The 24697-nt window shown below is 61.2% G+C and carries 20 protein-coding genes, 3 tRNA genes and 1 pseudogene; 13 read left to right on the top strand and 11 right to left on the bottom strand.

Annotated features, from left to right (window positions below; all coding sequences use genetic code 11):
* The first annotated feature begins 37 nt into the window (after window positions 1-37).
* Window positions 38-901, top strand: coding sequence for a hypothetical protein (locus DYI20_RS08660; RefSeq protein ID WP_110101195.1), 864 nt, complete (start codon window positions 38-40; stop codon window positions 899-901).
* A gap of 4 nt (window positions 902-905) precedes the next feature.
* Here the strand turns inward: DYI20_RS08660 and DYI20_RS08655 are convergent, their stop codons facing one another.
* Together DYI20_RS08655 and DYI20_RS08650 are read right to left on the bottom strand one after the other, a co-directional pair.
* Window positions 906-1220 carry an XRE family transcriptional regulator gene (locus tag DYI20_RS08655; RefSeq protein ID WP_110101194.1) on the bottom strand — a complete coding sequence of 105 codons (315 nt, stop codon included), beginning with the start codon at window positions 1218-1220 and terminating at the stop codon, window positions 906-908.
* A gap of 218 nt (window positions 1221-1438) precedes the next feature.
* A tRNA-Ser gene (locus DYI20_RS08650) sits at window positions 1439-1527 on the bottom strand.
* 191 nt (window positions 1528-1718) lie between these two features.
* Between DYI20_RS08650 and DYI20_RS08645 the strand changes: the two genes are divergently transcribed.
* Window positions 1719-3632 (top strand): AMP-binding protein, encoded by a 1914-nt coding sequence (locus tag DYI20_RS08645; protein WP_122549313.1) that lies wholly within the window; start codon window positions 1719-1721, stop codon window positions 3630-3632.
* A 134-nt stretch (window positions 3633-3766) separates the two neighbouring features.
* Here DYI20_RS08645 and DYI20_RS08640 read toward each other — a convergent pair.
* Window positions 3767-3854 (bottom strand) — tRNA-Ser (locus tag DYI20_RS08640).
* A gap of 148 nt (window positions 3855-4002) precedes the next feature.
* Between DYI20_RS08640 and DYI20_RS08635 the strand changes: the two genes are divergently transcribed.
* A complete protein-coding gene (locus DYI20_RS08635; RefSeq protein ID WP_110101192.1) occupies window positions 4003-5010 on the top strand; it encodes an NAD(P)H-quinone oxidoreductase in 1008 nt (335 codons plus the stop codon).
* A 58-nt stretch (window positions 5011-5068) separates the two neighbouring features.
* Complete coding sequence (locus DYI20_RS08630) at window positions 5069-5545, top strand: hypothetical protein (RefSeq protein ID WP_183145620.1); 477 nt, start codon at window positions 5069-5071, stop codon at window positions 5543-5545.
* 16 nt (window positions 5546-5561) lie between these two features.
* Here DYI20_RS08630 and DYI20_RS08625 read toward each other — a convergent pair whose 3' ends face one another.
* Window positions 5562-6008 (bottom strand): DUF418 domain-containing protein, encoded by a 447-nt coding sequence (locus DYI20_RS08625; RefSeq protein WP_122549312.1) that lies wholly within the window; start codon window positions 6006-6008, stop codon window positions 5562-5564.
* A gap of 62 nt (window positions 6009-6070) precedes the next feature.
* On the opposite strand from DYI20_RS08625, the pseudogene DYI20_RS12950 reads away from it, so the two are divergent.
* The 3 genes and pseudogenes from DYI20_RS12950 to DYI20_RS08605 all read left to right on the top strand — a co-directional run.
* Window positions 6071-6672, top strand: a pseudogene (locus DYI20_RS12950) (gamma-glutamyltransferase); the annotation flags it as partial.
* 99 nt (window positions 6673-6771) lie between these two features.
* The gene (locus DYI20_RS08610; protein ID WP_122549310.1) at window positions 6772-10077 is read left to right on the top strand and encodes an acetyl-CoA carboxylase family protein; all 3306 of its coding nucleotides are present in this window, start codon (window positions 6772-6774) and stop codon (window positions 10075-10077) included.
* 99 nt (window positions 10078-10176) lie between these two features.
* Window positions 10177-11241, top strand: coding sequence for a tartrate dehydrogenase (locus DYI20_RS08605; RefSeq protein ID WP_110099886.1), 1065 nt, complete (start codon window positions 10177-10179; stop codon window positions 11239-11241).
* Between the two features lie 57 nt (window positions 11242-11298).
* On the opposite strand, the gene DYI20_RS08600 is transcribed toward DYI20_RS08605, so the two are convergent.
* The 4 genes from DYI20_RS08600 to tmk all read right to left on the bottom strand — a co-directional run bounded on the left by DYI20_RS08600 (window position 11299) and on the right by tmk (window position 15150).
* A tRNA-Thr gene (locus DYI20_RS08600) sits at window positions 11299-11375 on the bottom strand.
* Between the two features lie 114 nt (window positions 11376-11489).
* Window positions 11490-13139, bottom strand: a complete 1650-nt coding sequence (locus DYI20_RS08595; RefSeq protein WP_122549309.1) for an alpha/beta hydrolase — start codon at window positions 13137-13139, stop codon at window positions 11490-11492.
* 17 nt (window positions 13140-13156) lie between these two features.
* Window positions 13157-14389, bottom strand: a complete 1233-nt coding sequence (locus DYI20_RS08590) for a DNA polymerase III subunit delta' (protein ID WP_110110824.1) — start codon at window positions 14387-14389, stop codon at window positions 13157-13159.
* The gene (gene tmk, locus DYI20_RS08585) at window positions 14386-15150 is read right to left on the bottom strand and encodes a dTMP kinase (RefSeq protein ID WP_110110823.1); all 765 of its coding nucleotides are present in this window, start codon (window positions 15148-15150) and stop codon (window positions 14386-14388) included. Before tmk ends, DYI20_RS08590 begins: the two co-directional genes overlap by 4 nt.
* Before the next feature lie 84 nt (window positions 15151-15234).
* On the opposite strand from tmk, the gene DYI20_RS08580 reads away from it, so the two are divergent.
* Genes DYI20_RS08580 through DYI20_RS08565 form a run of 4 tightly spaced genes read left to right on the top strand, consistent with a single transcriptional unit; the run spans window position 15235 to window position 19694 of the window.
* Window positions 15235-15579: a DUF2516 family protein gene (locus DYI20_RS08580; protein WP_110099890.1), complete on the top strand. Its 345-nt coding sequence runs from the start codon at window positions 15235-15237 to the stop codon at window positions 15577-15579.
* 42 nt (window positions 15580-15621) lie between these two features.
* Entirely contained in the window at window positions 15622-16368 is a 747-nt protein-coding gene (locus tag DYI20_RS08575; RefSeq protein WP_110101186.1) for a phosphoglyceromutase, read from the top strand.
* A gap of 21 nt (window positions 16369-16389) precedes the next feature.
* Entirely contained in the window at window positions 16390-18696 is a 2307-nt protein-coding gene (locus DYI20_RS08570) for a chorismate-binding protein (RefSeq protein WP_122549308.1), read from the top strand.
* A complete protein-coding gene (locus DYI20_RS08565; protein WP_122549307.1) occupies window positions 18693-19694 on the top strand; it encodes an aminotransferase class IV in 1002 nt (333 codons plus the stop codon). Before DYI20_RS08570 ends, DYI20_RS08565 begins: the two co-directional genes overlap by 4 nt.
* A gap of 41 nt (window positions 19695-19735) precedes the next feature.
* Here the strand turns inward: DYI20_RS08565 and DYI20_RS08560 are convergent, their stop codons facing one another.
* Together DYI20_RS08560 and phoU are read right to left on the bottom strand one after the other, a co-directional pair.
* Window positions 19736-21043 carry a DUF4921 family protein gene (locus DYI20_RS08560; protein WP_183145619.1) on the bottom strand — a complete coding sequence of 436 codons (1308 nt, stop codon included), beginning with the start codon at window positions 21041-21043 and terminating at the stop codon, window positions 19736-19738.
* Between the two features lie 68 nt (window positions 21044-21111).
* Window positions 21112-21774: a phosphate signaling complex protein PhoU gene (phoU, locus tag DYI20_RS08555; RefSeq protein WP_110099894.1), complete on the bottom strand. Its 663-nt coding sequence runs from the start codon at window positions 21772-21774 to the stop codon at window positions 21112-21114.
* 321 nt (window positions 21775-22095) lie between these two features.
* Between phoU and DYI20_RS08550 the strand changes: the two genes are divergently transcribed.
* Together DYI20_RS08550 and DYI20_RS08545 are read left to right on the top strand one after the other, a co-directional pair.
* Complete coding sequence (locus tag DYI20_RS08550; RefSeq protein WP_110099909.1) at window positions 22096-23229, top strand: sensor histidine kinase; 1134 nt, start codon at window positions 22096-22098, stop codon at window positions 23227-23229.
* Window positions 23226-23906, top strand: a complete 681-nt coding sequence (locus DYI20_RS08545) for a response regulator (protein ID WP_110099895.1) — start codon at window positions 23226-23228, stop codon at window positions 23904-23906. The genes DYI20_RS08550 and DYI20_RS08545 overlap by 4 nt, the downstream gene beginning before the upstream one ends.
* 126 nt (window positions 23907-24032) lie before the next feature.
* On the opposite strand, the gene DYI20_RS08540 is transcribed toward DYI20_RS08545, so the two are convergent.
* The gene (locus DYI20_RS08540) at window positions 24033-24575 is read right to left on the bottom strand and encodes a hypothetical protein (RefSeq protein WP_110110819.1); all 543 of its coding nucleotides are present in this window, start codon (window positions 24573-24575) and stop codon (window positions 24033-24035) included.
* Window positions 24576-24697 lie beyond the last annotated feature (122 nt).

Raw genomic sequence — 24697 nt, 5'->3', positions numbered from 1 at the left:
GCGACAGAATGCGCTAGGGGACCGTAGAATTGTCCCCATGGAATACCTGATCCCCGTGCTCATCATCCTTGGTGTTGCTGTTCTTGTTGCCCTGGGGTATCGCGGGGTAGCCGCTGTGGCGAAGAAAAATAACGGCTCCTCCAAGCCGTCTCGGTCCTCCTCGGGGACCGGTGGCGGGTCTCAGCGACGCGGTGGTGGATTGTCCGAACGGATTTCACCGATCACCGCAGCGCAAGCCTCCACGCGGTTGGATGAAGAAGACCACCGCCAGGTTTATCGGCTGATTGCCGTCGGTAAGATGCGGGAGGCCGCCATGCGGTACCGTGAGGCGACCGGTGTGTCCTCGATGGATGCGATGCTGGATGTGCAGGCCCTGGCGTCCTACCCACAGGAATGGATCAGCATCGACGAGGCCGTGTCGTCCTCGGAACCGGACACGCCCCACATGGCACGTGACAGTGTTGAGAATACTCCTCTAAACGATCGGGACGACCAGCGCGACCAGGACGATCTGACCCCGACAGACCGCTCAGTACCGGATGACTCCGATGGTGCTACATCGGCTGATCAGGCTGGCTCGGAGCAGTCCCCGGCAACGGAGGACGGAGAACAGGAACTGACCGACCTCACGGTTCCCGTCGAGTGGGAAAACGAAGATTTCAGCACCCCGGAGCCTCGTGGTTTCCAGGTCGAAGTCATGCGCGATAACGGCACCGTGCAACTCTCGAGTGAGGACCTCCCACCGTGGCTACGAGATCAGTTACGGGCGATGGTGCGTGATCACCGCATTGACGAGGCAGCCCAAACCCTGTCAGAGCACACCATGCTCACGGTGCCCGAAGCGATGGACCTGATGCAAATCTTGTCGCAACAGGATAATAATCCCCAAGACGACGCCTAGGCCTCTAAGCGTCGTCCTCGCCGACCGGTCCGCCTTCACCTTCCCAGTTTTCCACCTGGGTCACTTTGCTCCGGGGGAATTTGGCGCGCACCCCCTGACCACCGTGGGCATCCTCGGTGATGAATCGGGCCCCGAGATTCTCCAACGTTGTTTTGAGCTGGTGGGATTCGGCCTCGGAAAGTTCGCCCACACCCTTTTCGAAGTCGCGGAGCTGTTGGCGAGATAGTCCCGCTTCCTGCGCGACGTACATGGGGTTGACACCTGCAATGGCCCGAGCAGCCCGAGCCAAATGACCGTTGAATTCAAGTTGTTGACTCATATCACCATAGTCTCATGTGCCACGCGGGGATTCTAGGGCCTACTGTGCCACCGGCCACTGTCAAGCGTGGGTTGTGATACCGCGGTGATCCTAGTTTTGTCGTATCACCTGACGTTTTGGGGGCATAAATGACACCAACACGATTGGGTCCAATTCCGCTACTTCCCTTTATTTGCAACGAAAAACCCCGGAAACTCGACGGTTCCCGGGGTTATACGCGGAGGCGGGGGGATTTGAACCCCCGGTCCGGTTTAACCCGGACCCTTCATTAGCAGTGAAGTCCATTCGGCCGCTCTGGCACGCCTCCAGATGTGCCCTGAGGTAGGCACAACTCTCTTAGCATAGCTAACCCGGGGCTCGATCTTCAAAACAGCCAGATGACGCCACGGTCGGTGACTGACCCCAGTCTAGCAATTGTGCTTCAGATCACTCCTGCTGTATGTTGTGTCTGAAGGAAGGCATTGACACCATCACAACGACAATCATGGAGATGATGTGATGAACCAGCAGGTTACGACGAATCAGACCTATCAGGATGTCTACCGCTACGCCACAGACCATCCAGAGCAGTTTTGGTTGGAGAACGCAGCGTCGCTTCAGTGGGAGAAGGCTCCCAGCGTCGCAGTCGAGCAACCCGATGAGTTCCACTGGCGGTGGTTTCCTGATGGCGAAATCAACATTACGGTTCAAGCCCTAGACCGGCACGTTGCTGCCGGTCACGGTGATCGAATCGCGATCTACTACGATTCGGCGGTCACCGGGGATAAGCGAGCCGTGACCTACCAGGAGTTGCTGGAGGAGGTCGCCCAAACCGCTGGAGCTCTGCAGGATCTCGGCGTGACCCGGGGTGACCGAGTGTTGATCTATATGCCAATGATTCCCGAGGCGGCGGTGGCGATGCTGGCTTGTGCCCGCTTGGGAGCGATCCATGTGGTGACCTTCGGCGGTTTTGCTGCCAAAGAGATCACCACACGAATGGACGATACTCAACCGAAGGTGGTGCTCACGGCGTCTGGTGGGATCGAGCGCACGAAACAGATCCCGTACTTGCCACCGATCAAGGCCGCCATCGAATCTGGAGAGCATCAACCGGAGTATGTGATTGTCAAAAAACGGCCCCAGTTCGACGAAGAGGCCCGAGACTTTGATCCATCATGGTTGGACTGGGACGAGACAGTCGCCACGGCTAGCGCCGCGGAGGCCGTGCCGGTGGCCTCCTGTGACCCGCTGTACCTGCTTCACACCTCGGGTACCACCTCGAAGCCCAAAGCTGTCATGCGTGACCAAGGTGGATACGCCACCGCGTTGGAGTGGTCGATGCCTCGTATCTACGACCTGCATGCCGGTGAGGTGGCATTTGTGGCCTCCGATATCGGCTGGGTGGTGGGGCACTCGCATATTATTTACGGACCCCTGATCACCGGGGCATCCACCGTGCTCTACGAGGGGAAACCGGTGGGCACCCCGGACGCTGGAGCTTTCTGGCGGGTCGCGGAAGAATACGGAGCGAAGATGCTCTACGCGGCTCCCACAGCATTCCGCGCGATCCGGAAAGAAGATCCGCGCGGTGAGGAAGTGAAGAAATACGATCTGTCTCGTCTGGAGAACGTGTTCTCGGTTGGGGAGCGACTCGATGAGGCCACCTACCACTGGATTGTCGAGATCACTGGCAAGCCGGTGGTCGATCACTGGTGGCAGACCGAAACCGGATGGCCGGTGGCGGCCAACCCCCGTGGCCTGGAAAAGCTCCCATTCAAGCCCGGCTCCCCGACGGTGCCGATGCCCGGATTCCAAGTCTCTATCGTGGATGCAGCCGGAGAACCCGTGGCTGACGGGATGGAAGGCAATATCGTCATCAAGCTTCCGTTGCCACCCGGGGCGTTGATCGGACTTTGGAACGAGGAAGATCGATTTAAGCGCTCGTATCTGGAAACGTTTCCGGGATACTATCTCACCGGGGACACCGGGTTTATCGATGAGGATGGTTACATTTTCGTCCTGGGCCGGTCGGACGATGTGATTAACGTGGCCGGACACCGGCTGTCGACCGGGACTTTGGAAGGTCTGGTGGCAGAACATGACGCGGTGGCCGAATGTGCCGTGATCGGGGTGGCCGATGAGCTCAAAGGTCAGAAACCGGTAGCCTACGTTGTCTTGGCAGATGGTGCCGAGATTTCTCAGGATCAACTGGCCGAAGAGCTGATCGCCAAAGTTCGGTCAGACTTTGGCGCGGTGGCAGCATTCCGAGATGTTGAGATCGTCTCCGCGTTGCCCAAAACCCGTTCGGGCAAGATCCTGCGCCGGACAATGCGTGACATTGTCGAGGGCAAGGAATACAACACGCCATCAACCATTGAAAACGCCAGCGTGCTGGACAGCTTCGGGCAGGAAACCACCCGACTGAACGGCTAGTTCGATCCACAGAACCGCTCACAGAAGCGGCCCCTCGACGTCCAGACTGCGAAGCGACGTAGCCTGATGTGTCGAGGGGCCGTGCGTTGCGGTCTGTCTGACTCATCACGCGTGAGTTAACAGACCACTGACAGCGGACGGTGTGGGATTTGAACCCACGAGACGGGGTTACCGCCTACTGGTTTTCAAGACCAGCGCCTTCGGCCGCTCGGCCAACCGTCCTGACCGCACTATCATACAGGTCTTGATCCCGATCGGCACCTTCAGATGACGCGACCATGACCCTCGCGACGAGACGAACCACCCAGCAAGGGTAGGGCGATGAGCATCTGCGGTGTTATATCCAGCACAGGTCTGAGACAATGAAGGTATGTTTGCAGCACGGTTTTACACCCCCGCAGGACACGATCAGCCCTCGGTCGACCACCCCTGTGAGGTGAAAGTTGTCGAGGAGTCCGTCCCGGAATACGGTGCGAGGGAGGTATTAATCAAAGTTGCTGCCGCCGGGATGAACCAGGCCGATATCCACCAGCGGGCCGGTAACTACCCCCCTCCGGAAGGTGCTAGCGAGATTCCCGGACTGGAAGTGGCCGGCACCATTGAAGCCGTTGGTGCCCAGGCCGGTCACTGGGACTTCGGTACGCCGGTGTGCGCCCTACTGGCCGGGGGCGGTTACGCCGAATACGTGGCGGTGGATGCCCGCCAGCTGTTGCCCTTACCCGAGAATACGTCCATGACCCAGACGGCCGGACTCGTTGAGGTCGCGGCCACGGTGTGGGCCAATGTGTGGATGCAGGGTGGGGCTCAGCCAGGCGACGTTGTGCTGATCCACGGCGGTACCGGAGGGATCGGTGAGTTTGCGATCCGTGCCGGGCTCGGCCTGGGGTTGCGCCCGATCGCCACCGCCGGAAGCGAGTCCAAGTGCCAGGCCGTGCAACAGATGGGTGCCGAGGCCATTAACTACCGGAGCGAGAGTTTTGTCGATCGGGTAATGGAGCTGACCGACGGCCACGGTGCCGACGTTATCCTGGATACCGTGGGCGGGGCCTATGTGGAGGACCACGTCAAAGCGGTGGCTAGTGGCGGTCGGGTTGTTACCATTGGCACCCAGGGCGGAGCCAAAGGAACACTGAATGTGATGCGACTGATGGCCAAACAGGCCTGGTTTACCGGAACCCGGTTGCGCTCACGGACCGCTGAGGAAAAAGCCGAGGTGCTCGCAGGAGTACAGGCTCACCTCTGGCCGTTGATCGCAGACGGTCGGATCTGTGTCTCCGAACCGGAGGTGTTTGATCTCACGGATGTCGCAGCGGCCTTCGACCGGTTTGGTGACGCTGAGCGACAGGGCAAGATCGTGTTACGGATGCCCGAGGCGTAAGATACCAGCTCAGACGAAACAGTACAGAAGAACACCGAGACCGAAAGTAGCTGAGGCGATGAAGCTGGGTCCCTTTGCGCGTCGTCGCCAACAACGTCGCGATGACCGGGAGTTGGGTCACCATTTGTGGCGTCAGGCCCACGACCGGTTTCATCGCTCGCTGCAACGCTATTGGCAGATCGTGGACCCGGATGAGGAATACGCCCGCAACGTCCAGGGTTTCGTCTCGGCTGAAGAACGCAACGGGTTGATTAACGCCGGCAATATTTTGGCCGATCTGTTGCCCAGGGTGCGGGCATTGTGTGTGGCCGCGCGCCGGGCCAGCCCCGATCAGCAGAGCCTTGATGTGCCCGGAGAATTTCAGGATCTGCACCGGTGGATTTCACGGGCTGCTAATGATTTGGCGGCGGTGGCCCAGGCGGCTGCGATGTTCCGACGGGGGCAAACCGATGTGTATACCGTCGGTCGTCGGGCCCAGAAAGTCATCGAGGACATTGAGGCCGCTGAGGCCGCACTACCCGATCTGACGTCATAGGGCGGGCGGACCTCGATCAGGGGTTGGTCCGTAGCCGGGGTGGCCAGGACAGCAGGCGTTCGGCCGGACCAGCGCCGAACCTCACCCACCAGCCGTGGGCGGCTAGCACGAGGGTGGCTGACAGGCCGATGGTGACCAGATATCCCTGGGCTAAGTTCTCCGGGGCGGGTCGGATGACCAGGGCCAGAATGATCAAATGGGCCAAATAGACGGTAAAGGCGAGACGTCCGGCCGATACCAGGGCCGGGACCCACCGTTTCAGGTAATGCTGGGTTAGCAGACAAACACCGAGAATAACCGCTGCGATCCCGATGCTGGAGAGCAACCATAACGGCATTTCGGAGTGCCCCTGCGCGGTACGTAGCTGATCCCAACCGGCCTCGGAGCCCACAGGACCGAAGAGGTGCATCAACGCGGTCGCGGTACCCAGGCCGATGACCGTGGCGGCCAGGCCGAAGAACACCAGCTCGCGCTGAACGACGGGCGGCCTCGCTCCAGCCGGCCGAGGCTGAGCTCGATCAACGTCAGACCGAAGCAGTGCAAGCCGGTAATACCACCCACATCACCGTGGTGGATGACAGTGGGATGACGGTTTCGATGACGCAGACCCTGACCAGTTTTTGGGGAGGGGATCAGTCTGAGTATGTGGCCGGGTTCTTTCTCAACGATCAGCTTAACCGGTTCGCGGCACTCGACACTGAGCAGAATCAGCCCGCGCCTGAACGGAAGTCGGTCAGTTGGTCTGCACCGGTGTTACTCCTGGATGATCAAGGGCGGCCGGTGTTGGGCATTGGTTCCCCGGGGGACATCAGATCCCGAATATTTTGGCCTCCACAGTGTTGCCGTGGACGTTGAGCGGAGCCAGCCTTGAGCAGGCGGTTACCGGACCGCGACACAGTCTGCAGGGCTCAACCTTGGCCTTGGAAACGGAACCTGCTGCCGAGGTGACGCAACTGGCTGAGGACCAGGGCTGGGAGATTCAGGTCACTACCCGCAACGACGCGGTATTCGGCAGCGTTCAGGCCTTGGAGATCGACTATGAGGCCAGGACCCTCACCGGGGCACCAGATCCCCGTCGCGATGGCGACGTGGAGATTATAGACGGCGATTCGACCGGGGCCGGCTGATGCGGCGTCTCTTGCATTGACACCGTCACCCCGGTGGTGATTGACTTCACAGGGATATTCAGTGACGTAGGTCTCAGACCCTTGATCAGGAGGACCACGATGCCCACCGTGCTGGTCGCGAACCGTGGAGAGATTGCCGTGCGTATCGTGGAGGCAATCCACGCGGTGGGGATGAGCGCCGCCGTGGTCTATACCGCCGACGATCAGGCACACATCCGGCACGCCGACGTGGCGGTGGAGCTCAACGGTACCGGGGTGGGGCCGTATCTGGATATCGATCAGGTGATCGCAGCCGCGCAGTCGGTGCAGGCCAGTTACCTTCACCCTGGGTACGGATTTCTCTCAGAGAATCCGGAGCTAGCCCGGGCCGCCCAGCAGGCTGGGATCGTGTTCGTCGGGCCTGATGCGCACGTGCTGGAGGTTTTCGGTGATAAGGCCCGGTCGCGACAGTTGGCTGTCTCGGTGGGGGGTCCGGTCGTTCCTGCCACGGGGTTGAACCCGGACTTGCCACAGGCTCAAGAATTCTTGGCTGAGCACGGCACCGTGATGATTAAGGCGCTCGCCGGTGGTGGCGGGCGAGGGTTGCGCCGGGTGTCGGATCCGGCGCAGTTGGAGTCACTGATGCGCGAGTGCGCCCGGGAAGCGCAACAGTTCTTCGGGGCCGCAGATGTGCTGATCGAAAAATTCGTGGCCGACCCGCGCCACGTGGAGGTGCAGGTGATCGGAGACGGGCACCACGTGCAACAGCTGGGAGAACGAGACTGCTCGGTGCAACGTCGCCACCAAAAGATCGTGGAAATCGCGCCGAGTCCGCACCTGAGCGAGCAGCTACGGGAACGTCTGACTGTAGCGGCGCGACGGATCGCTGAGGCGGTGCAGTTGAGGTCGTTGGCGACGGTGGAGTTTTTGGTGACCGGTCAGGGACCCGACGACGACCTCTACTTTATGGAGGTCAATCCGCGCTTGCAGGTCGAGCACACGGTGACCGAGGAGATCACCGGTGTGGATCTGGTGGCCGCTCAGGTGCACCTGGCGGCCGGGGCATCACTGACGGAACTCGGTCTGGACCAGCCACCGGTATCGCGAGGGTATGCGATTCAGGCCCGGGTCAACGCGGAGGTATTGGAGGCCGACGGAACGGTGACCCCCACCGCGGGCACGGTGGAGCATTTATCGTTACCGGCCGGGCGCTATGTGCGGGTTGATACCGCGCTTCGGGCACCCGCGGTGATCAATCCCCGGTTCGACTCGCTGATCGCGAAGGTGATCGGACGCTCGGAGACCTTTGCCGGGGCTGCTCAGGTGACCGCCCGGGCGCTACAGGACCTTTCGACCGCGCCGGTGGACACCAATCGTGGCCTGTTGCATGCGATCCTGACAGACGAGCAGTTCCGGTCCGGGGCTATCACCACCGGATATCTCCAGGCTCGACTGCCGCAGTTACGAGAGCACCCGCCAGTCGGGCAACTAGACGACCAGTTGCAGGACGTATCAGCTAGGCGGGCAGCGCTTCCACATCAGGTCACCGCAGAGAGCCGGCGCGCGGTTCCTGAAGGGGCGCAACCCATCAGCACCCAGGTCACCGGGGTCGTGATCTCGGTCGAGGCGACACCGGGCGAGCGTGTGCCGGCTGGGACGACGGTGGCCACGGTGGAAGCGATGAAAATGGAACATCCCGTACGGGCGCGCACCGAGTGCGTGGTGCAGGGTGTGTTGGTCGATCTCGGAGACACCGTCGAAGCTGGGCAACCACTGGCCTATGGTCAGTCGATGTCCGACCACAATGCCGTCTCGAGCGAGTCCAGTGACCCCGATCGCCCGGCGGGTTCGGACCGGACCAGCTCGACCAACCTCGAGGAATGGCAACCGGAGTTGGACGAGCTAGCCCGGCGAGGCGAGTTCGCCCACCAGCACGGGGGTACAGCCAAAGTCGAACGCCAGCACGCCGCGGGTAAGCTCACCGCACGGGAACGGATCGCACAGTTGGCTGACGAAGGTTCCTTTGCCGAGATCGGAGCGCTGACCGGATTCGGTGAGTACGATGACCAGGGTCGTCTGATCCGGGTCAAACCCACCAATTATTTGTCCGGCACCGCCTTGCTCGCGGGGCGACGGGTGCTGTTAGGGGTTGATGATTTCACGATCCGTGGTGGATCCGGAGATGCCGCGATCTATGACAAACAAATCTTCACCGAGCAACTGGCCGGGGAAATGCGGGTCCCGATGGTGCGGGTGCTCGACGGGGCCAGTGGGGGCGGGTCGGTCACCAAAGTGCTGGATGCCCAGGCAATGTATCTGCCGGTCAACCCGGCGTGGAATCACGTGGTCGACAATCTTTCCCGGGTTCCGGTGGTCTCGGTGTGTGCTGGCCCTACGGTCGGGCTCGGCGCGGCTCGGTTTGTTATGTCTCATTTCGGGGTGATGATCGAGGGGATCGGGCAACTGTTCACGGCCGGACCACCGGTGGTCAAAGCCGCCACCGGTGAAGACTTGAGTAAAGAAGAACTCGGCGGGGCCACCGTGCACCGAGGCAACGGCACCGTGGAACGAATCGTGGCCGATGAACAGGCCGCCTATCGGCTGGTCCGGGAGTTTCTGTCCTACCTTCCGTCCTCGGTCGATGAGATCCCCGAGGCCATTGCCACCGATGACCCGGTGGATCGAGCCGATGAGGCCCTCGTCTCGGCGATTCCTCGCAACGAACGACAGATCTATGCCATCGAGCCGATCGTGGAGGGTATTTTTGACCGGGGCTCGGTGTTCCGCTTTGCCGAATACGGGGCCGGCACCTACACGGCGCTGGCGCGACTAGACGGACACCCGGTTGGCGTCATCACCGCTAATCCGGCCCACGGTGCGACGTTATCCCGCGAGGGTGCGATGGCGGTCGAGCGCCTGGTGAACCTGTGTGAGGCCTTCCACGTGCCGTTGGTGAGTTTGACCGATCAGGCCGGGATGACGATCGGCTCCCGCGCGGAACGAGATGCCACGATCCGGCTCGGTGCTCGGGCAATCAGTGCGATCTATCAGGCCACGATTCCGCAGGCCGAGATCATTCTGCGGCGGGTGTACGGGGTCGGTGGTGCTGGGATTGTCAACCGGCACCGGGCGGTGCGTAGCTGGGCTTGGCCCTCGGGAGATTGGGGGTCGCTACCATCCCAAGGCGGAATCGAGGCGGCATTCCGTTCTGAGTTGGCGACTCATCCCCATCCGGAACAGCGCTTGGCAGAGATCACCGAACAACTGCAACGGTACTCCTCACGGTTTCGAACCGCCGAAACGTTCAGCGTCCAAGACATCATTGATCCCCGAACCACCCGCCGGCGACTGTGCGAGTGGATCCATGACGCCTACCGGGTGCTACCGCGTCTTCTCGGGGCGCCCTGCTTCGGTGTGCGCCCCTAAGTACGGCTGGTAGCTCAGAGTCATACCAGCGTGCACCGTAGAGTGGTTTCAGACAGCTCACGGCACAACCGATCCACACAGAGAGGCGGAACAGGAACCATGGTTCATCGGATTGCAGTGATTGCCGGAGACGGTATCGGCCACGAAGTCGTGCCCGAAGGCCTCAAGGTCTTACAGGCCGTTGCCGAAGCGTATCAGGTGCCCCTAGAATTTGAGCACTTTGAGTTTGCTTCGGCACAGTATTGGTCGCAAACCGGGCACATGCTACCGGAGAACTGGAAAGCGATTCTCAGCGGGTTTGATGCGATCTATTTTGGTGCGGTGGGGTGGCCACAGACGGTGCCCGACCATATCTCGTTGTGGGACTCGCTACTGACATTCCGCCGGGAGTTCGACCAGTACGTCAATCTCCGTCCAGTGAAACTTCTGCCCGGGGTTCCCTCACCGTTGGCCCACCGTCAGCCCGGAGAGATTGACTTCGTGGTGGTCCGGGAGAACACCGAGGGGGAGTATTCCCGCATTGGTGGCACCATGTTCGAGGGCACCGAACGAGAAATCGTGGTCCAAGAGACCTTGATGACCCGGACCGGGGTGGACCGGATCGTGAAATTCGCCTTCGAGCTGGCCGAACAGCGTCAGCGGAAACTGACCTCGGCAACTAAATCCAATGGCATCTCGATCACCATGCCTTACTGGGATCAGCGGGTGGCTGAGCACGCCAGACACTTCCCCCAAGTGGAGGTTGAAAAATTCCACATTGATATTTTGGCAGCCCACTTCGTCTTGCACCCGGACCGGTTTGACGTGGTGGTGGCCTCAAACCTGTTCGGTGATATTCTCTCCGATCTCGGTCCGGCGTGCACCGGAACCATCGGGATAGCCCCGAGCGGGAACATCAATCCGACCGGTAGGTTTCCCTCGCTGTTCGAACCGGTGCACGGCTCCGCCCCGGATATCGCCGGCCAGGGGATCGCCAATCCGATTGGCCAAATCTGGGCCGGTGCGATGATGATGGACTTCTTGGGGTACCGCGAGGCGGGGCAGGCGATCGTCACCGCCTTCGAGCAGGTGCTGGCTGACGGCGCGGTGCTCACCCCGGATCTCGGCGGGACCGCGGGGTGCGCAGAGCTGGGAACCGCCATTGCTGAACGGGTCACTCGCTGAGAAATCAGCGTTGCGGGTCGGGGCGTTGAACACCCGGGCGCCCGGACCGGGCACGTCTGGAGCCTCCTACCGGATTCGAACCGGTGACCTGCTCTTTACGAGGGAGCTGCTCTGGCCAGCTGAGCTAAGGAGGCGAGGCTGAACAAGCCACGACTAGAAATCATAGCGGTTGCGGTGGCCGTTGAGCAAAACGTTGTGCTCAAGCATGACAGCTGACCACAGACGTTCGGGGCACGCCAGGGCGAGGACTAGGCGTTCGGGCAGGTGGTGCCGTCCTCCGGTACGGTGCCGTGGATCAAGTAGTCATCCACCACCTCGATGATGCAATCGTTACCGGGAACGTAGGCGCCGTGGCCTTCACCCTGATGGGTGACCAACACGCCGGAATCGAGTTGACTGGCCAGGGCCTCAGACCACTGGTAGGGGGTAGCCGGATCCCCGGTGGTGCCCACCACGACAATGGGGTCTGCCCCGGTGGCAGAGACTTCACGGCCTGGCTCGGGGGTCTCAATCGGCCAGACGTCACAGGCGATCGCTCCATGAGACATATGCGGTCCAAACGTCGGGGAGACCTGCGCGAGTTGCTCGGCGTGAGCATCCATGTGCTGTTGATCGGCATCGACCGGGTGGTCGGCGCAGTTGATGGCATTAAAGGCGTCAAAACTGTTGGTGGTATAGGTGCCATCCGGGGCCCGGTCGGCCGTGATATCAGCCCAGGACTGCACCAGCGACGGGTCACCATCGATGGCCTCGGTCACGCCCTGCCCTAGCAACGGCCACGACGCTTCGGAATACAGGGGCACGATCAGCCCTGACACGAAGGTCCCGATCGGCACATCCCTCCCATCAGCTGCGGTGGGCGTCGTCTCGGCGACATCGGCCAGCAGGTCGCGGACGGTCTCCACGATCTGCGTGGTGGAGCCCTCTAGCTGACATTGATTCGGGGTCTCGGTGCACCAGGTGGCCCAGGCGTGGAGGGCTTGTTCAAATCCTTCGGCCTGAGCCAAGGTGATCTCGTCGGTGCCCACCGCCGGATCGAGCGCGCCGTCAAGCACCATGGCCCCAACCCGATCCGGGAACTGCTCCGCGTAGCTGGCACCCAACGCGGTGCCGTAGGAATAACCCAGGTAACTCAGCTTCTCATCTCCGAGCACGGCCCGCAGAATGTCCATATCCTGGGCGGCACTGTCGGTATCGATATGATCGAGCAGCTCACCGGAATTCTCATCACAGACGCTGGCATACTCTTCGGCCTGCTCGCGAACCTGCGCTAAACCCTCATCGCCGGAGAGATCGCCCTCATCAACGGCGCGCAACTCATCGGTACCGGCATCATCGAAACACTCCACCGCAGAGGAATCACCCACCCCGCGGGGATCAAAACCGGTGATGCTGAAGGCCTCGAGCAGATCCTGGGAAAACAGGGTCTCGGGGTCTTGCTGAACGAAATCAACACCGGAGGCACCCGGTCCGCCGGGGTTGACGAGGAGGCTGGGCTGATCCGCGTCGGTCCCGGCCGGACGGGTCACTGCAATCTGGATTGAGGCCTCCTCGGGGTGGTCATAGTCTAAGGGGACTTGCACCATCGAGCACTCGAAGTCCGTCGTCTGCTCGCACTCGGACCATGCCAGGTCTTGATCGTAGTAGGACTCCAGGTTGCCAGCCTCCTGAGAGATACCGGGGTTCTCATCCTCGTCCTCGGGCTGACCGTTCTCGGTGGGTTCCTCAGAGCCCTGGCCGTCAGTGACAGGTTGCGAATCGCGACCGGTGTTGGTGCTGTTCTGGTCTTGCTCAGACGAGCAGGCAGACAGCCCGAGACTCAGCGCGGTGATGACCGCCAGAGCGGTCGTAGTAGTGCGGTCAGACAGCCAGCGTGGGGCGGTGGGGGATGGGGGCATCGGTGATCCTTCCTCACTCAGGGGCGGGGTCGGCGTGGGATCAAGGCCAGAAACATGGCTTCCAGGGCCAACTGGGGTGGGACATTGCTCCGCAGGCGTAGCCGGGCCTCGTTGATGGCCTGTAGCGCGTTGAGAGGGTGGGCCGGGGTCACGGTACGGGCGTAGTCGAGTAGCTGATCGGTCAAATGCGGATTGATCAGCTCGATATCGTGACGGGTCGTGGCATCCGGAACGTGCTGAATCATCAACACATCCCGGTACAGTCCACTCAGATCAATCATCGCCCGATCTAATGCATCGTGCACGCTACGTTTCGTTCGGGCGGTCTGCTCCTCCTCGAGACGTTTGACGTGGTGGCGCAGTTTCGGCGGAATCGTTTCATCCGCGTTCAACCCCAAGGACCGCAACAGGCTGGCGCGTTCGTCGGCGTTGCGTTCGGTGGCCGAGTCATCGGCTTCTTGCTTGGTGAGTGCGACGAGTTCTTCGGCGGCTGCCACCGCTGCCGAGGCGGTGCGAATGGTCAGTGGCAGGCGCACCACCTTATCCCGGCGGCGCATCGCCTCGTCGTGACTGGCTAACCAGCGGGCCATTCCTACATGGTGTTGAGCCAGCTGGGCAGCACATCGCGCTCGTTGCGGATCGAGGCCGTCGCGGGAGACCAGCAGATCCGTGACATCCTTCAGCGAGGGGATCGCCAAGTTGACCGAGCGGGTGCGGGATCGAATAGTGATCAGCACATCGGCCGGGGAGGGGGCACATAGGATCCACAGCGTGCGCTCGGGGGGTTCCTCAATGGATTTCAGCAACACGTTGGTGGCCCGTTCGGTCATCCGGTCGGCATCTTCCATGATGAAGATCCGCCAGCGCGCGGTGGCCGGGCGGTCCTGGGCCTCGGCGACTAGGGAGCGGACTTCCTCGATCGTGTAGTTGACCTTCTCGGTGGCCAGGATCTTCACATCCGGGTGAGAACCGGCCGCCACCGTGGTACAAGCCGGACATTGCCCACAACCACGTTCGGCGAGCTGCTCGCGCTGACAGACCAGCGACTGGGCGAAAGCTCGGGCAGCGGTGGAGCGACCCGACCCCGGAGGCCCGGTAAACAGCCAGGCGTGGGCTGGGGCGCGCAGTGTCTCGGGACGAGTTAGTTGGGCAATCACGTGGCGCTGGCCGGCCAGATGGCGCCAGACCGGCGGAAACTGGCGCGAGAGATGCGAGTCAGTGGCGAAACTGGAGTTGACGGTGTGGTTCATCGGCGCGACTCCGGGGGCCCCGCGGGTCCGGTCGACGCCGTCGGCTCGATCAATGCCCGGGTCAGCAGATCCTGCTGCACGCGCTGGGCAATGGTGCGGGCGATGTCGCTGACCTCACCGGTGGCATCCAACACGAGGTGGTGTACGGGATCGGCGGCCGCTTGGGCGAGGAAAGAGTTCCGCAACCGCGTGTGGAAGGCGTACCCGGCCGATTCGATCCGATCCTCACCGACACTGTGTTGTCGTGCCCGGCGTCGGTGCGCGCCCAGCTCGGGGTCGAGATCCAACACGATGGTCAGATCAGGACGTAGTCCCGCCACCGCTGGGGCATTGAGCCGTGAGACCAGATCTTCGCCCAGCTGACGGCCGGCCCCCTGGTAGGCCACTGACGATGCCAGAAAACGATCGCTGACCACCACGTGTCCGGACCGTAGTGCCGGGTCAATCACCTCAGCACAGTGGGAGGCGCGTGCCGCGGCGAACAGATAGGCCTCGGTCAACGGCGTGATGTGCTCCTGTGGGGACTCCAACAGTAAAGTCCGGACGTTTTCGGCCAGCGGGGTCCCGCCGGGTTCCCGGGTGTGGATAATCCGCTGATCGGGATGCACCCACGGCAAACCGGCCAACAACTTGTGCAACCGGGATTTTTGGGTGGATTTGCCGGTACCGTCGCCACCCTCAAACACCACAAAATACCCGGTGCGGTCGTCGAGCGCGTCCGGGCGACGGGCAGAAGCAGGATCAAGTGCGGGGTGACTCACGCGGATCAGTCTACCCAAAACCCGACGAGCAACACTCAGGGTGTGATCGAGATCGAAACCAGGATCTGCGCGTAGAATAGCATCATGCTGACATTATCTACCCCCGGGGCGATTGTGCTGACCATTGAGCACTGGCTCAGCATCATTTTTGCCGTGGTGTCACTGGTCATCCAACTCTGGGCGTTCATCGATTGCCTGGGGCGCAAAAGTCGTGACTTCCTGGCTGTGGGACGTCAGTCGAAAAACTTCTGGCTGTTGCTGACCGGGATCTCGGCGGCCGTCGGTACCATCATGACCGCCCTGCCGTTGTTGTTCTACCAGGTTGGAACCACCGGCCTGCTGACTCTGGTAGCGCTGTGTGTGGCTGCGGTGTACTTGGCCGGTCCGCGCCGAGAGATCAAAGGAGATACCGGCGGATACGCCTTTTAGTCCGCGGGTGAGGTGACCGACAAGACCCGATATGCTGGAGCCATGACTCAAAATTATCGTCTCGTGCTCTTGCGTCACGGCCAAAGTGTTTGGAACGAAAAGAACCTGTTCACCGGGTGGGTGGATGTCCCGCTGACCGAGAATGGTCGCGCCGAAGCGACCCGCGCCGGCGACCTGCTGGCTGAGGGTGGCTTTTTGCCCGATGTGGTGCACACCTCGCTGTTGCGCCGGGCCATTACCACCGCGAATCTGGCTCTGGACACCGCTGATCGGCAGTGGATTCCGGTCAAGCGTTCCTGGCGATTGAATGAGCGCCACTACGGTGCCTTGCAAGGCAAGAATAAGACCGAAGTACGCGATGAGTACGGCGAAGAACAGTTTATGATCTGGCGTCGATCCTACGATACGCCTCCGCCGGAGTTGGCAGACTCCTCCACCTGGTCCCAGATCGGTGACCCCCGCTATGCGGACCTGGGAGATAACGCCCCGCGCACCGAGTGCTTGAAGAACGTGCTCGAGCGTCTGTTGCCCTACTGGAACGACGCGATTATTCCGGATCTGGCCGAGGGCAAGACCGTGCTCATCGCCGCCCACGGTAATTCGTTGCGCGCTCTGGTTAAGCACCTGGAGAACATCTCCGACGACGATATTGCCGGGCTGAACATCCCCACCGGAATTCCGCTGGTCTACGAGCTGGATACGGACTTTGCCCCGATCGCCCCGGGACGCTACCTGGACCCTGAGGCCGCTGAAGCTGGTGCTGCCGCGGTGGCCTCCCAGGGCAAGTAGTCGGCCCGGCCATCCGCCACGATGGTGTCGGCTCACCGTCTGCTGGTGATCGATCACCAGGACTCCTACACCTATAACTTGGTCGACCTACTGGCTACCATCTCGGCAACCACCCCCACGGTGGTCGAACACCGTGAGATCACTGCTGAGCTGGTGGCCGCAGTGCGCGCCGGAGCCTACACACATGTGGTGGTCTCACCCGGTCCGGGGACCCCCACCCGAACCCAAAACTTTGGAGCCACCGCCGACATCATCCGAGCAGCCGGTGATATTCCGGTACTTGGGGTCTGCCTGGGTCTGCAAGGCTTGGCGATGCTACACGGAGCCACCATCGACCGCCTACCTCACCCCGCCCACGGCCAGGTCTGTGCGATCCAGCACTCTGGGGAAGGGATCTTTTGCGGGATCCGCCAACCCACCACCGCGGTGCGCTACCATTCGTTGCAGGTTACCGATCTGCCTCAGGGCCGGATGCGGGTGCATGCCCGCACCGAGGATGACGTGGTCATGGCGCTGAATGTTCTCGATGAGCAGGGCGGGCCCACCAACCACTGGGCAGTGCAATATCACCCCGAATCGGTGCTGACCGGGCACGGTCCAGATCTGATCCGGAACTTTCTGGCTCTCGGAGACACCGCGCCTACTGGATCCGGGAGCACCTGCCAGAGTCCTGTGGACAGTCGGTCGGCCAGCATCCAGCACGCCCCACCCCAGCCGGCACACCAGGCCCGGCCCGAATACCGGATCTATTACCGCCAGCTCAACGGGTATCGGGCCGATACCGCAGCGACCTTCGCGCGCCTGCGCGCACGTGCGCGCACGCCTGAGACCGATGTGGCGATCTGGCTGGATACCTCCGCGCCCAGCTCAGCCGGTGCCACCGGACCGATCCGCAGCATCCTGGCTGCACATATCGGCCCGCTGTCCCAAGTGGTCCGCTACCGGGCCACCGATGAGCAGTTGTGGGTGCTCACCGGCTCGGCTGCGGATGCCGGGAACTTCCAGCAACTCCGCGGGAACGCGTTGGAATATCTGCAGGACCACCACCTGCTGACCGACGCCGCTGACTTCAGCCACACCGCCCCGGGGTCGGTTGGATTCCGTGGTGGGTGGTTAGGGTATTTCGGATATGAAGCTTGGCAGCACATCACCCCCGGTCTCCTCACGGCACCACGTCATCGGTCCCAGGTGCCCGACGGGTACTGGTTGCGCCCACAGTGTTTCACTGTGATCGAGCCCGATACCGTCCACCTCTACGCTATCGGTGACCCGCGGCTGCTGGATGATCTCCACCAGGATCTGGTGCCACTGGGTCCCCAGACTGACCCGCCACCGGCAACCGACGAGCGACTCCTCAGCGAAGACAGCTCGCTGACCCCACCCGGTGACACCGGGTCTTGGCAACTGGGTGACGAGCAGTACCTGCAGGCAATCGACCGGATCCAGGAACACCTGGCGGCCGGGGATGCCTACGAGGTATGTCTGACCGATACTTACACCCAAACCGTGCCCGAACAGCTCGACACCTTCGCGCTGTATTGCCGGCTACGTCAGGCCAACCCGGCGCCATACTCGGGTTACTTGTGTTTTGACTGTTTTGCAGGGCTCGAGCTCGACCGCTTCGGTCGGACCGATCATCGCCTGGAGATCCTGTGTAGCTCGCCCGAACGATTCCTGACGATTTCGACAAACGCTGTGGGGGAACGAATTGTCGAATCCAAGCCCATCAAAGGCACCGTGGCGCGTAGCGCGGATCCCGAGCGCGACCGGCAGATCACCGCCGAGTTGGCCACCGACGAGAAAACTCGGGCCGAAAATCTCATGATCGTGGACCTGCTACGCCATGACCTCAGCCGAGTGGCCGAACCCGGCACCGTGCACGTGCCACAACTGATGAATATCGAAACCTACGCAACTGTGCACCAGATGGTGTCGACTATTACCGGTCGGCTTGCGCCCCAGACCAGCGTGGCCGAGGTACTCGAAGCCAGCTTTCCCGGCGGGTCGATGACCGGTGCACCGAAAGTCCGGTCCCTGGAGATCATCGATGCGCTGGAGGCTGGCGCCCGGGGTGTGTACTCGGGCACCATCGGTTGGCTGGGAACTCAAGGGGAAGCCGACCTAAATATCGTGATTCGCACGCTGGTCCGGCATGGATCACGGGTCTCGATCGGCGCCGGTGGGGCCATTGTCGCCGACTCGAACCCTCAGGCGGAACTGGCCGAACGCAATCTCAAAGCCCAGGTGCTGATCACCGCGCTCAACCGCGCCGTCCAGGAGACGACCGCCGACAGTACCCGAACAAGGCCGAAAGGGGAACGACCATGATGCTGGTCTATGACCTGAACCGCGACCGGTTCGACCCGGTTCCGGCCGAGGCCAGCGCCGAGGGGCGAGTGTACGCGGACCAGGTGGTGTTGGCCGAGTCTTTTCGGGTTCGGCACGGTGCCGCACCGGATCTCCGGCGCCACCGAGACCGCTTTCTGGACGGGTGGTATCGATTGAGTGCGCAACCGGAGACCGCCGGCCTTGTGCCCTGCCTCAGCGGTGGCACTGCACAGATCGAACACATTTGGTGGCGAGGCATTCAAACGTTGTCAGAACACGTCACCGACCGGCCAAACCCGACCACCGAGCGCCCGGATCTGTTCCCCCGGATTGCGGTCGAAATCCCGGATCGGTCTGCCCGGGATGCTCCGACGCCGAAGGTGACCTTGTCGTTACGAGTTGCGGCCCCGTTCCGGCAGATAACCCGCCTGTGGATTCCGGCAACCCCTGATCCACGACGGTATCCGATGATCAAAGGCCCCGATCTGGCCAGATTGGCTACCTTTACTCAAGACTCTCGGGCCACGGCGATCCGAGAGGCGGACGTGGACATCGACGATGTGGTGCTCCACGACGGACGAGCCGTGTGCGAAGCCGGCAGCGCTGCCTTGGCGATGGTTGACGACGATCAGCTGGTGTTCTTCTCCGGGGAGGCCAGACTGCCGTCCACCAGTCTGGCCTGGCTCCAACAGGCATGTGCAGAAACCGGGGGTAGATTCGGGGCGATGCGCATCACCGCAGACACAGTCTTGCTCGATGACTTCCTCCGCCGGGTCACCGATCCTCAAGCGGGGGGAGCCATCTATTTCAATGCGCACCGTGGCCCCAGCGCAGTGGTCTTGGCCGGGGCAGAGAACACTGTTCCGAACGTAGGCCGGACGTCGGTGAGTCAGGATCTGTTGGAATGGGTCGAGCGCCTGCGCCTCCGGTGGCTGGACAGCTTCAGGCCCGTGGAGCAACAGTGGCGACAGGGGCCAACCGAGGTGGCGCCGGGTTAGCTGGCGGGGCTAGTGTATTGGGTTGCCCGGTGCGCTACTGCTCAATCTAGATACCGGAGTGAATTCAGCCGATAGGAGCACTCCTCGCCGATTGCCACCGTTTCCGCAATGAGACCCTCATCCCTGAGTCGAAAGAGCTCCGGGAGGACCCGATCGCGTAGCGTCCAGGGGTCGATGGTGTTGACATAGATCTTGGTGCCACCTTCAAAACCAGCGAGCGTGGAGACCCGCCATTTCATCAGCACCCGCCACGGCATGTTCACAACCGAACCGATCGGCTGGGCGTACCACTCTTCATTGGCCGGCACGAGAGGACCGGTGGCGGCGTGCATTGCCTGGACGAGATCGGAGACGCCCCGTAGCTCGTCGGTGGTGTGGTCGAAGGGCTGGGCGTGTTCGGAACGGGACCACACTTCCAAGCAGGGGTAGCGGTGCCCCACCCCGGCGAGCATGACCGCATGCTCGTTTTCGGCCAGCACGAGGTTGTGATAGCCAGCGTAGTCAACGGCGGCTTCGTTATACAGGTTGGGATTCTGGCGTAGCAAAGTTTCTTCACGTGCCGCCCATACGGGAGGTTGGTCAATGCCGACCAGTTGTTTATGCAGGTGATCGAAACTTGCCCCGGCGGGTTTGAGCCAGTTTTGGAAGACCTGGACATAACGCACGTAGCGGTTCTGGGCATAGATACTGCGCATCGCGTCGGCGCTGAGTTCAAAGAACGCCGCATGTTCATCGGGTGTCAACGTACCGGCTGAGGCTAGCTGGTCACTCCGGGTGGCTCCCGGCTGGAAATGGTGGCGACCGATGATCAGCTCGTGGCCGCCACCGAAGAAGGATAGTGTCGCGTTTTCTCGGGATGTGGCGGTGGACTCGATACCGGAGGCCTGGAGCTTGGTGGTGACAATGTCGTCGACGTGTTGCCGACCTGCCGGATCTGCCAGATACCGTTGCATCCGATCACGGTCGGAATGAGAAAGCTGATAGCCGTAGTTTTTCGCCCAATAGTCGTAGCTGAGGATCTCGAACAGGTTGGGCACCCGCCGGAAGTTCCACGGGTCCTCGGTCAGTTGACTGGCAGTTAGCCCGGTCCGAATGGCTGTGCCCACGGTGATTCGGGATTTTTCCGGGGGCGTGTCCATCAGTCTGCCGGGACAAAACGCACAGAAGTGGTCGACCTCGGCGGGGTCGAGGGGCTTAACTGCTGGGCTCGCTACGTTGAGGGGCCGCTGGGCTCTGCCGGGGACGGTCCACACCTGGGTGCCAGAAAATGGGTTGGTCTGTTTGACGGTGCCGTCGGTCATCTTGGTGAGCGGGGGTGGGTACAGCGTGTCAGACCAGGTGGGAACCATAAGTCCTACAGTATGCGAAACGGCCCCGGTGGAGAACCGGGGCCGTGCGCGGGGTAGAGGTGACAGTCTTACTCGGCGGAGGCCACGTTCGGCTCCCACTCACCGGTGACCAGGTAGGCCACCTTGCGAGCGATGGAAACGCTGTGATCGGCGATCCGCTCGAAGTAGCGAGAAGCCAGGGTGACGTCAGCGGTCTGGTACGGGGTACCTTCCCAGCTAGGGTCGGCAATGGCAGCGAAGTTCGCTTCGTGAATCTCGTCGATTTCGGTGTTGAGCTTGACGATCTCACGGGTGAGATCCAGGTCGTGAGTCTTCAACAGTTCATCAAGCTTGACGGCGACCTCGACGGTGTTGTCTGCCAGAGCCTTGAAGGCTTCACGGCGGGATTCCGGAACGACGTGCTCGGGGTAACGCAAGCGGGTCAGCTGAGCGATGTGGCGAGCCAGGTCGCCGGTGCGCTCCAGCGACGACGACATACGCAGGGCTGCGACCAGGGTGCGCAGGTCAGTGGCTACCGGCGACTGTAGCAACAACAGCTCGATGGCTTTCTCGTCCAGGGTGTTCTGCAGATAGTCGATCCGAGCATCTTCGGAAATAACGGTCTCAGCCAGCTCGACATCGGCGGTTTCGAACGCGGTGCGAGCCTGCTCAACGGCACGGCGCACCAAACCGGCAATTTCTTCCAGCTGGTCTCCCAATGCCTTCATATCGGCCTGGAATAGTTCACGCATGTGAATTGTCCTCTTTTCTAGGGTGTCTTTGCTGTCAGTCTAGTCAGCGCGCCGTTTAACGAGCAGTCAGAGCACGGAGAACAGCACAGTAGCCGGCCGCAGGCGCGCGGCCAGATCCCACCATCTCGTACTGAAGTTAACGTCATTTAAACACAAACTAGCTTGGTGTGCACGATAGGTGGCTTTAAAACTTCCGGTGGACCAGAGGCGTTTTTCTCCGTACGCAAGCCCAAAAATTCGGTACTGTGTTGAGGTGTGAACGACCCGGTAGTTATTGGCATCATCTGCGGATTAGCTGGTGTTGTGCTGGGTGTTTTGGCCATGTGGGCGTTGAGAGCATCCGAACAGCGCCACGCGATCCACTACGAGGTCGACGAGCCCTCGATCCCCACCGGCGCAGCTGAAGTTTTGGCTGTGGTGGGGCGCGCTTATGCGGTCGTGGACGCTGTTGACGGTGTAGTGCGAGCTAATCCATCGGCCTATGCATTCGGTCTGGTTCGGGGCCACCGGCTGGCCCAACACAAGCTGATCGAATTGACCAGACGTGTCCGTGCTGATGGTGCAATTATCGACCAGCGCTTTGAACTGCCGCGTGGACCGCTGGGAGAAGGCGCCTGGATGGTCCAGTTGCGGGTGGCGCCATTGAGTGACGAATACATTTTGCTCTTGGCCGAAGATCGTTCACAGGTGTCTCGGACCGAAGCGATCCGTCATGATTTCGTTGCCAACGTCTCCCACGAATTGAAAACCCCGGTGGGCGCGATCCGGTTGCTGGCCGAAGCGATCGATGACGCAGCCGATGACCCGCTGGCGGTGCGACGGTTTGCCGATCGTTTGTCGGTGGAATCAATGCGCTTGGGTGCCTTGGTGCAAGACATTATCGAACTCTCGCGCCTGCAGGGTAAAGACCACGTCGATACGGCCGAACCTGTGCGTATTCCTGGACTGGTCCGTGAAGCGATGGATCGGGTGCGTACGGAAGCTGAACGGAAAAATATTACGCTCAAGACAGCGCAGATGGCCGATGCGATGGTCTTCGGCGATGCTGACCAGCTCATGACAGCGATCCGTAACCTGATCGATAACGCGGTGAGCTACTCACCCGATGACACTACGGTGGGCATCGGCGTCAAGATCGCTAAGGGCCTGGTCCAAATCTCGGTGACGGACCAGGGACCGGGCATCGATGTCGACGAACAAGAACGCATCTTTGAGCGTTTTTATCGCGTCGATAGCGCCCGTTCTCGAGGAACCGGCGGAACGGGTCTGGGCCTGAGTATTGTAAAACACGTGATTGCTAACCACGGTGGTGAAGTTTCGGTATGGTCGCGCGTGGGGCATGGATCGACATTTACGATCCGACTTCCGCTTGTCGACCCTGACACTGTGGATATTATTGACAAAGATGACACGAAAACCACCACCGATCACGGTGGGAAAGGAGAGCGGCCATGAGCCGTATTCTCGTGGTGGAAGACGAACCTTCCATTAGCGATCCACTGTCCTACCTTTTAGAACGAGAAGGGTTTGAAACCACCGTCGTTGAGGATGGGAATGAGGCGGTTGAGGAGTTCGAACGCCACGGTGCTGACCTGGTATTGCTGGATCTGATGTTGCCGGGACAGTCAGGTACCGAAGTCATCCGTCAGATTCGGCAGAACTCGACGGTTCCTGTCATCATGCTCACTGCGAAGGACTCCGAGATTGACAAGGTCGTGGGCCTGGAACTTGGCGCCGATGATTACGTCACCAAGCCGTATTCATCGCGTGAGCTTGTCGCCCGGGTACGTGCGGTACTGCGTCGCCAGTCTGAACCAGAAGACACCGAAGCCTCGATTATCGAAGCGGGCAATGTGCGCATGGACGTTGAACGGCACGTGGTATCGGTCGACGGTGAAAATATTGCGATGCCGCTGAAGGAATTCGAACTCCTCGAGATGCTGTTGCGCAACTCCGGGCGCGTGCTGACTCGCGGGCAACTGATCGATAGGGTATGGGGCCCCGATTATGCCGGTGACTCCAAGACCTTGGATGTGCATGTCAAGCGGTTGCGTACCAAGATCGAACCAGATCCTGCCGAACCGCGCTATCTGGTCACGGTGCGTGGTCTGGGCTATAAATTCGAGCTCTAGTTCTCGTCTTCTCGTCGCGTTGTCTTTTCCTCACCACAACGGCGGTGGGACTGCATCGTGAAGATCAGTTCCACCGCCGTTGTGGTGTGCCGGTACGACGGCCCGGATCGCGCTGGGGTAGGCGGGCTAGTGCCCTTCGTAGTCCTCGGAGTAGGGGCCTTCGTAATCCTGCAGGTGTTCCACGTTTTCTTCCGGATCAAAGTCTTCTTGCGGCACGAACTGCCGGTACTCTTGCAGAGTGCCATCCAGCACGCTGACCTGAAGGTCTGCTGAATCGCCCATGCTCTCGACCTCAGAGTCCACCATCTCGCCGGGCGCACCCGTGGTGTTGTCGATGACCACAGCGTTCTCATCGTCTTCCAGAGCAATCCGTTCGCCGGCGGGAACAGTCCACGTGGCCGAGTCAGATCCGACCTTAATAGTGACCGTGGCCTCTGCATCCGACCGGTTATCCAGGCTACCAATGAAGCGACCGGCCCCATTGGGCTCATCAGAAACCAGAGCCAGGTTGCGGATCGCCATATCGGAGACTTCGACTTGGACGCCGTCGGACGGCGCATAATCCATGGTGGTGGCCTGGTCGTTGATAAACATGCAACCGCTGGTACCGAAAGCGGTCGCGACAACCAATCCCACTCCGGTCGCGCGACGGATAATAGAACCCTTCACGGTGGTTTCTCCTCAATAAAGGTGCGATGAAAAAGTCAAAATAACTCAACCCCGAGGTTACCGTAAAAAGCTAGCGAATGCTTCTGTATGGCATCCCCTCATCAGGGCCTAGCCGAGCACCC

Origin of the sequence: Auritidibacter ignavus, assembly GCF_003703835.1 — a bacterium.
GTDB classification, from domain to species: domain Bacteria; phylum Actinomycetota; class Actinomycetes; order Actinomycetales; family Micrococcaceae; genus Auritidibacter; species Auritidibacter ignavus.
This window is presented reverse-complemented; position numbering and strand designations above follow the sequence as displayed.

Bases quoted from the DNA above. Each gene is read 5' to 3' on its own strand.
- DYI20_RS08660 (WP_110101195.1), top strand. From the start codon at position 38: ATGGAATACCTGATCCCCGTGCTCATCATCCTTGGTGTTGCTGTTCTT.
- DYI20_RS08655 (WP_110101194.1), bottom strand. From the start codon at position 1,220: ATGAGTCAACAACTTGAATTCAACGGTCATTTGGCTCGGGCTGCTCGG.
- DYI20_RS08645 (WP_122549313.1), top strand. From the start codon at position 1,719: ATGAACCAGCAGGTTACGACGAATCAGACCTATCAGGATGTCTACCGC.
- DYI20_RS08635 (WP_110101192.1), top strand. From the start codon at position 4,003: ATGTTTGCAGCACGGTTTTACACCCCCGCAGGACACGATCAGCCCTCG.
- DYI20_RS08630 (WP_183145620.1), top strand. From the start codon at position 5,069: ATGAAGCTGGGTCCCTTTGCGCGTCGTCGCCAACAACGTCGCGATGAC.
- DYI20_RS08610 (WP_122549310.1), top strand. From the start codon at position 6,772: ATGCCCACCGTGCTGGTCGCGAACCGTGGAGAGATTGCCGTGCGTATC.
- DYI20_RS08605 (WP_110099886.1), top strand. From the start codon at position 10,177: ATGGTTCATCGGATTGCAGTGATTGCCGGAGACGGTATCGGCCACGAA.
- DYI20_RS08595 (WP_122549309.1), bottom strand. From the start codon at position 13,139: ATGCCCCCATCCCCCACCGCCCCACGCTGGCTGTCTGACCGCACTACT.
- DYI20_RS08590 (WP_110110824.1), bottom strand. From the start codon at position 14,389: ATGAACCACACCGTCAACTCCAGTTTCGCCACTGACTCGCATCTCTCG.
- DYI20_RS08580 (WP_110099890.1), top strand. From the start codon at position 15,235: ATGCTGACATTATCTACCCCCGGGGCGATTGTGCTGACCATTGAGCAC.
- DYI20_RS08575 (WP_110101186.1), top strand. From the start codon at position 15,622: ATGACTCAAAATTATCGTCTCGTGCTCTTGCGTCACGGCCAAAGTGTT.
- DYI20_RS08570 (WP_122549308.1), top strand. From the start codon at position 16,390: ATGGTGTCGGCTCACCGTCTGCTGGTGATCGATCACCAGGACTCCTAC.
- DYI20_RS08565 (WP_122549307.1), top strand. From the start codon at position 18,693: ATGATGCTGGTCTATGACCTGAACCGCGACCGGTTCGACCCGGTTCCG.
- DYI20_RS08560 (WP_183145619.1), bottom strand. From the start codon at position 21,043: ATGGTTCCCACCTGGTCTGACACGCTGTACCCACCCCCGCTCACCAAG.
- phoU (WP_110099894.1), bottom strand. From the start codon at position 21,774: ATGCGTGAACTATTCCAGGCCGATATGAAGGCATTGGGAGACCAGCTG.
- DYI20_RS08550 (WP_110099909.1), top strand. From the start codon at position 22,096: ATGTGGGCGTTGAGAGCATCCGAACAGCGCCACGCGATCCACTACGAG.
- DYI20_RS08545 (WP_110099895.1), top strand. From the start codon at position 23,226: ATGAGCCGTATTCTCGTGGTGGAAGACGAACCTTCCATTAGCGATCCA.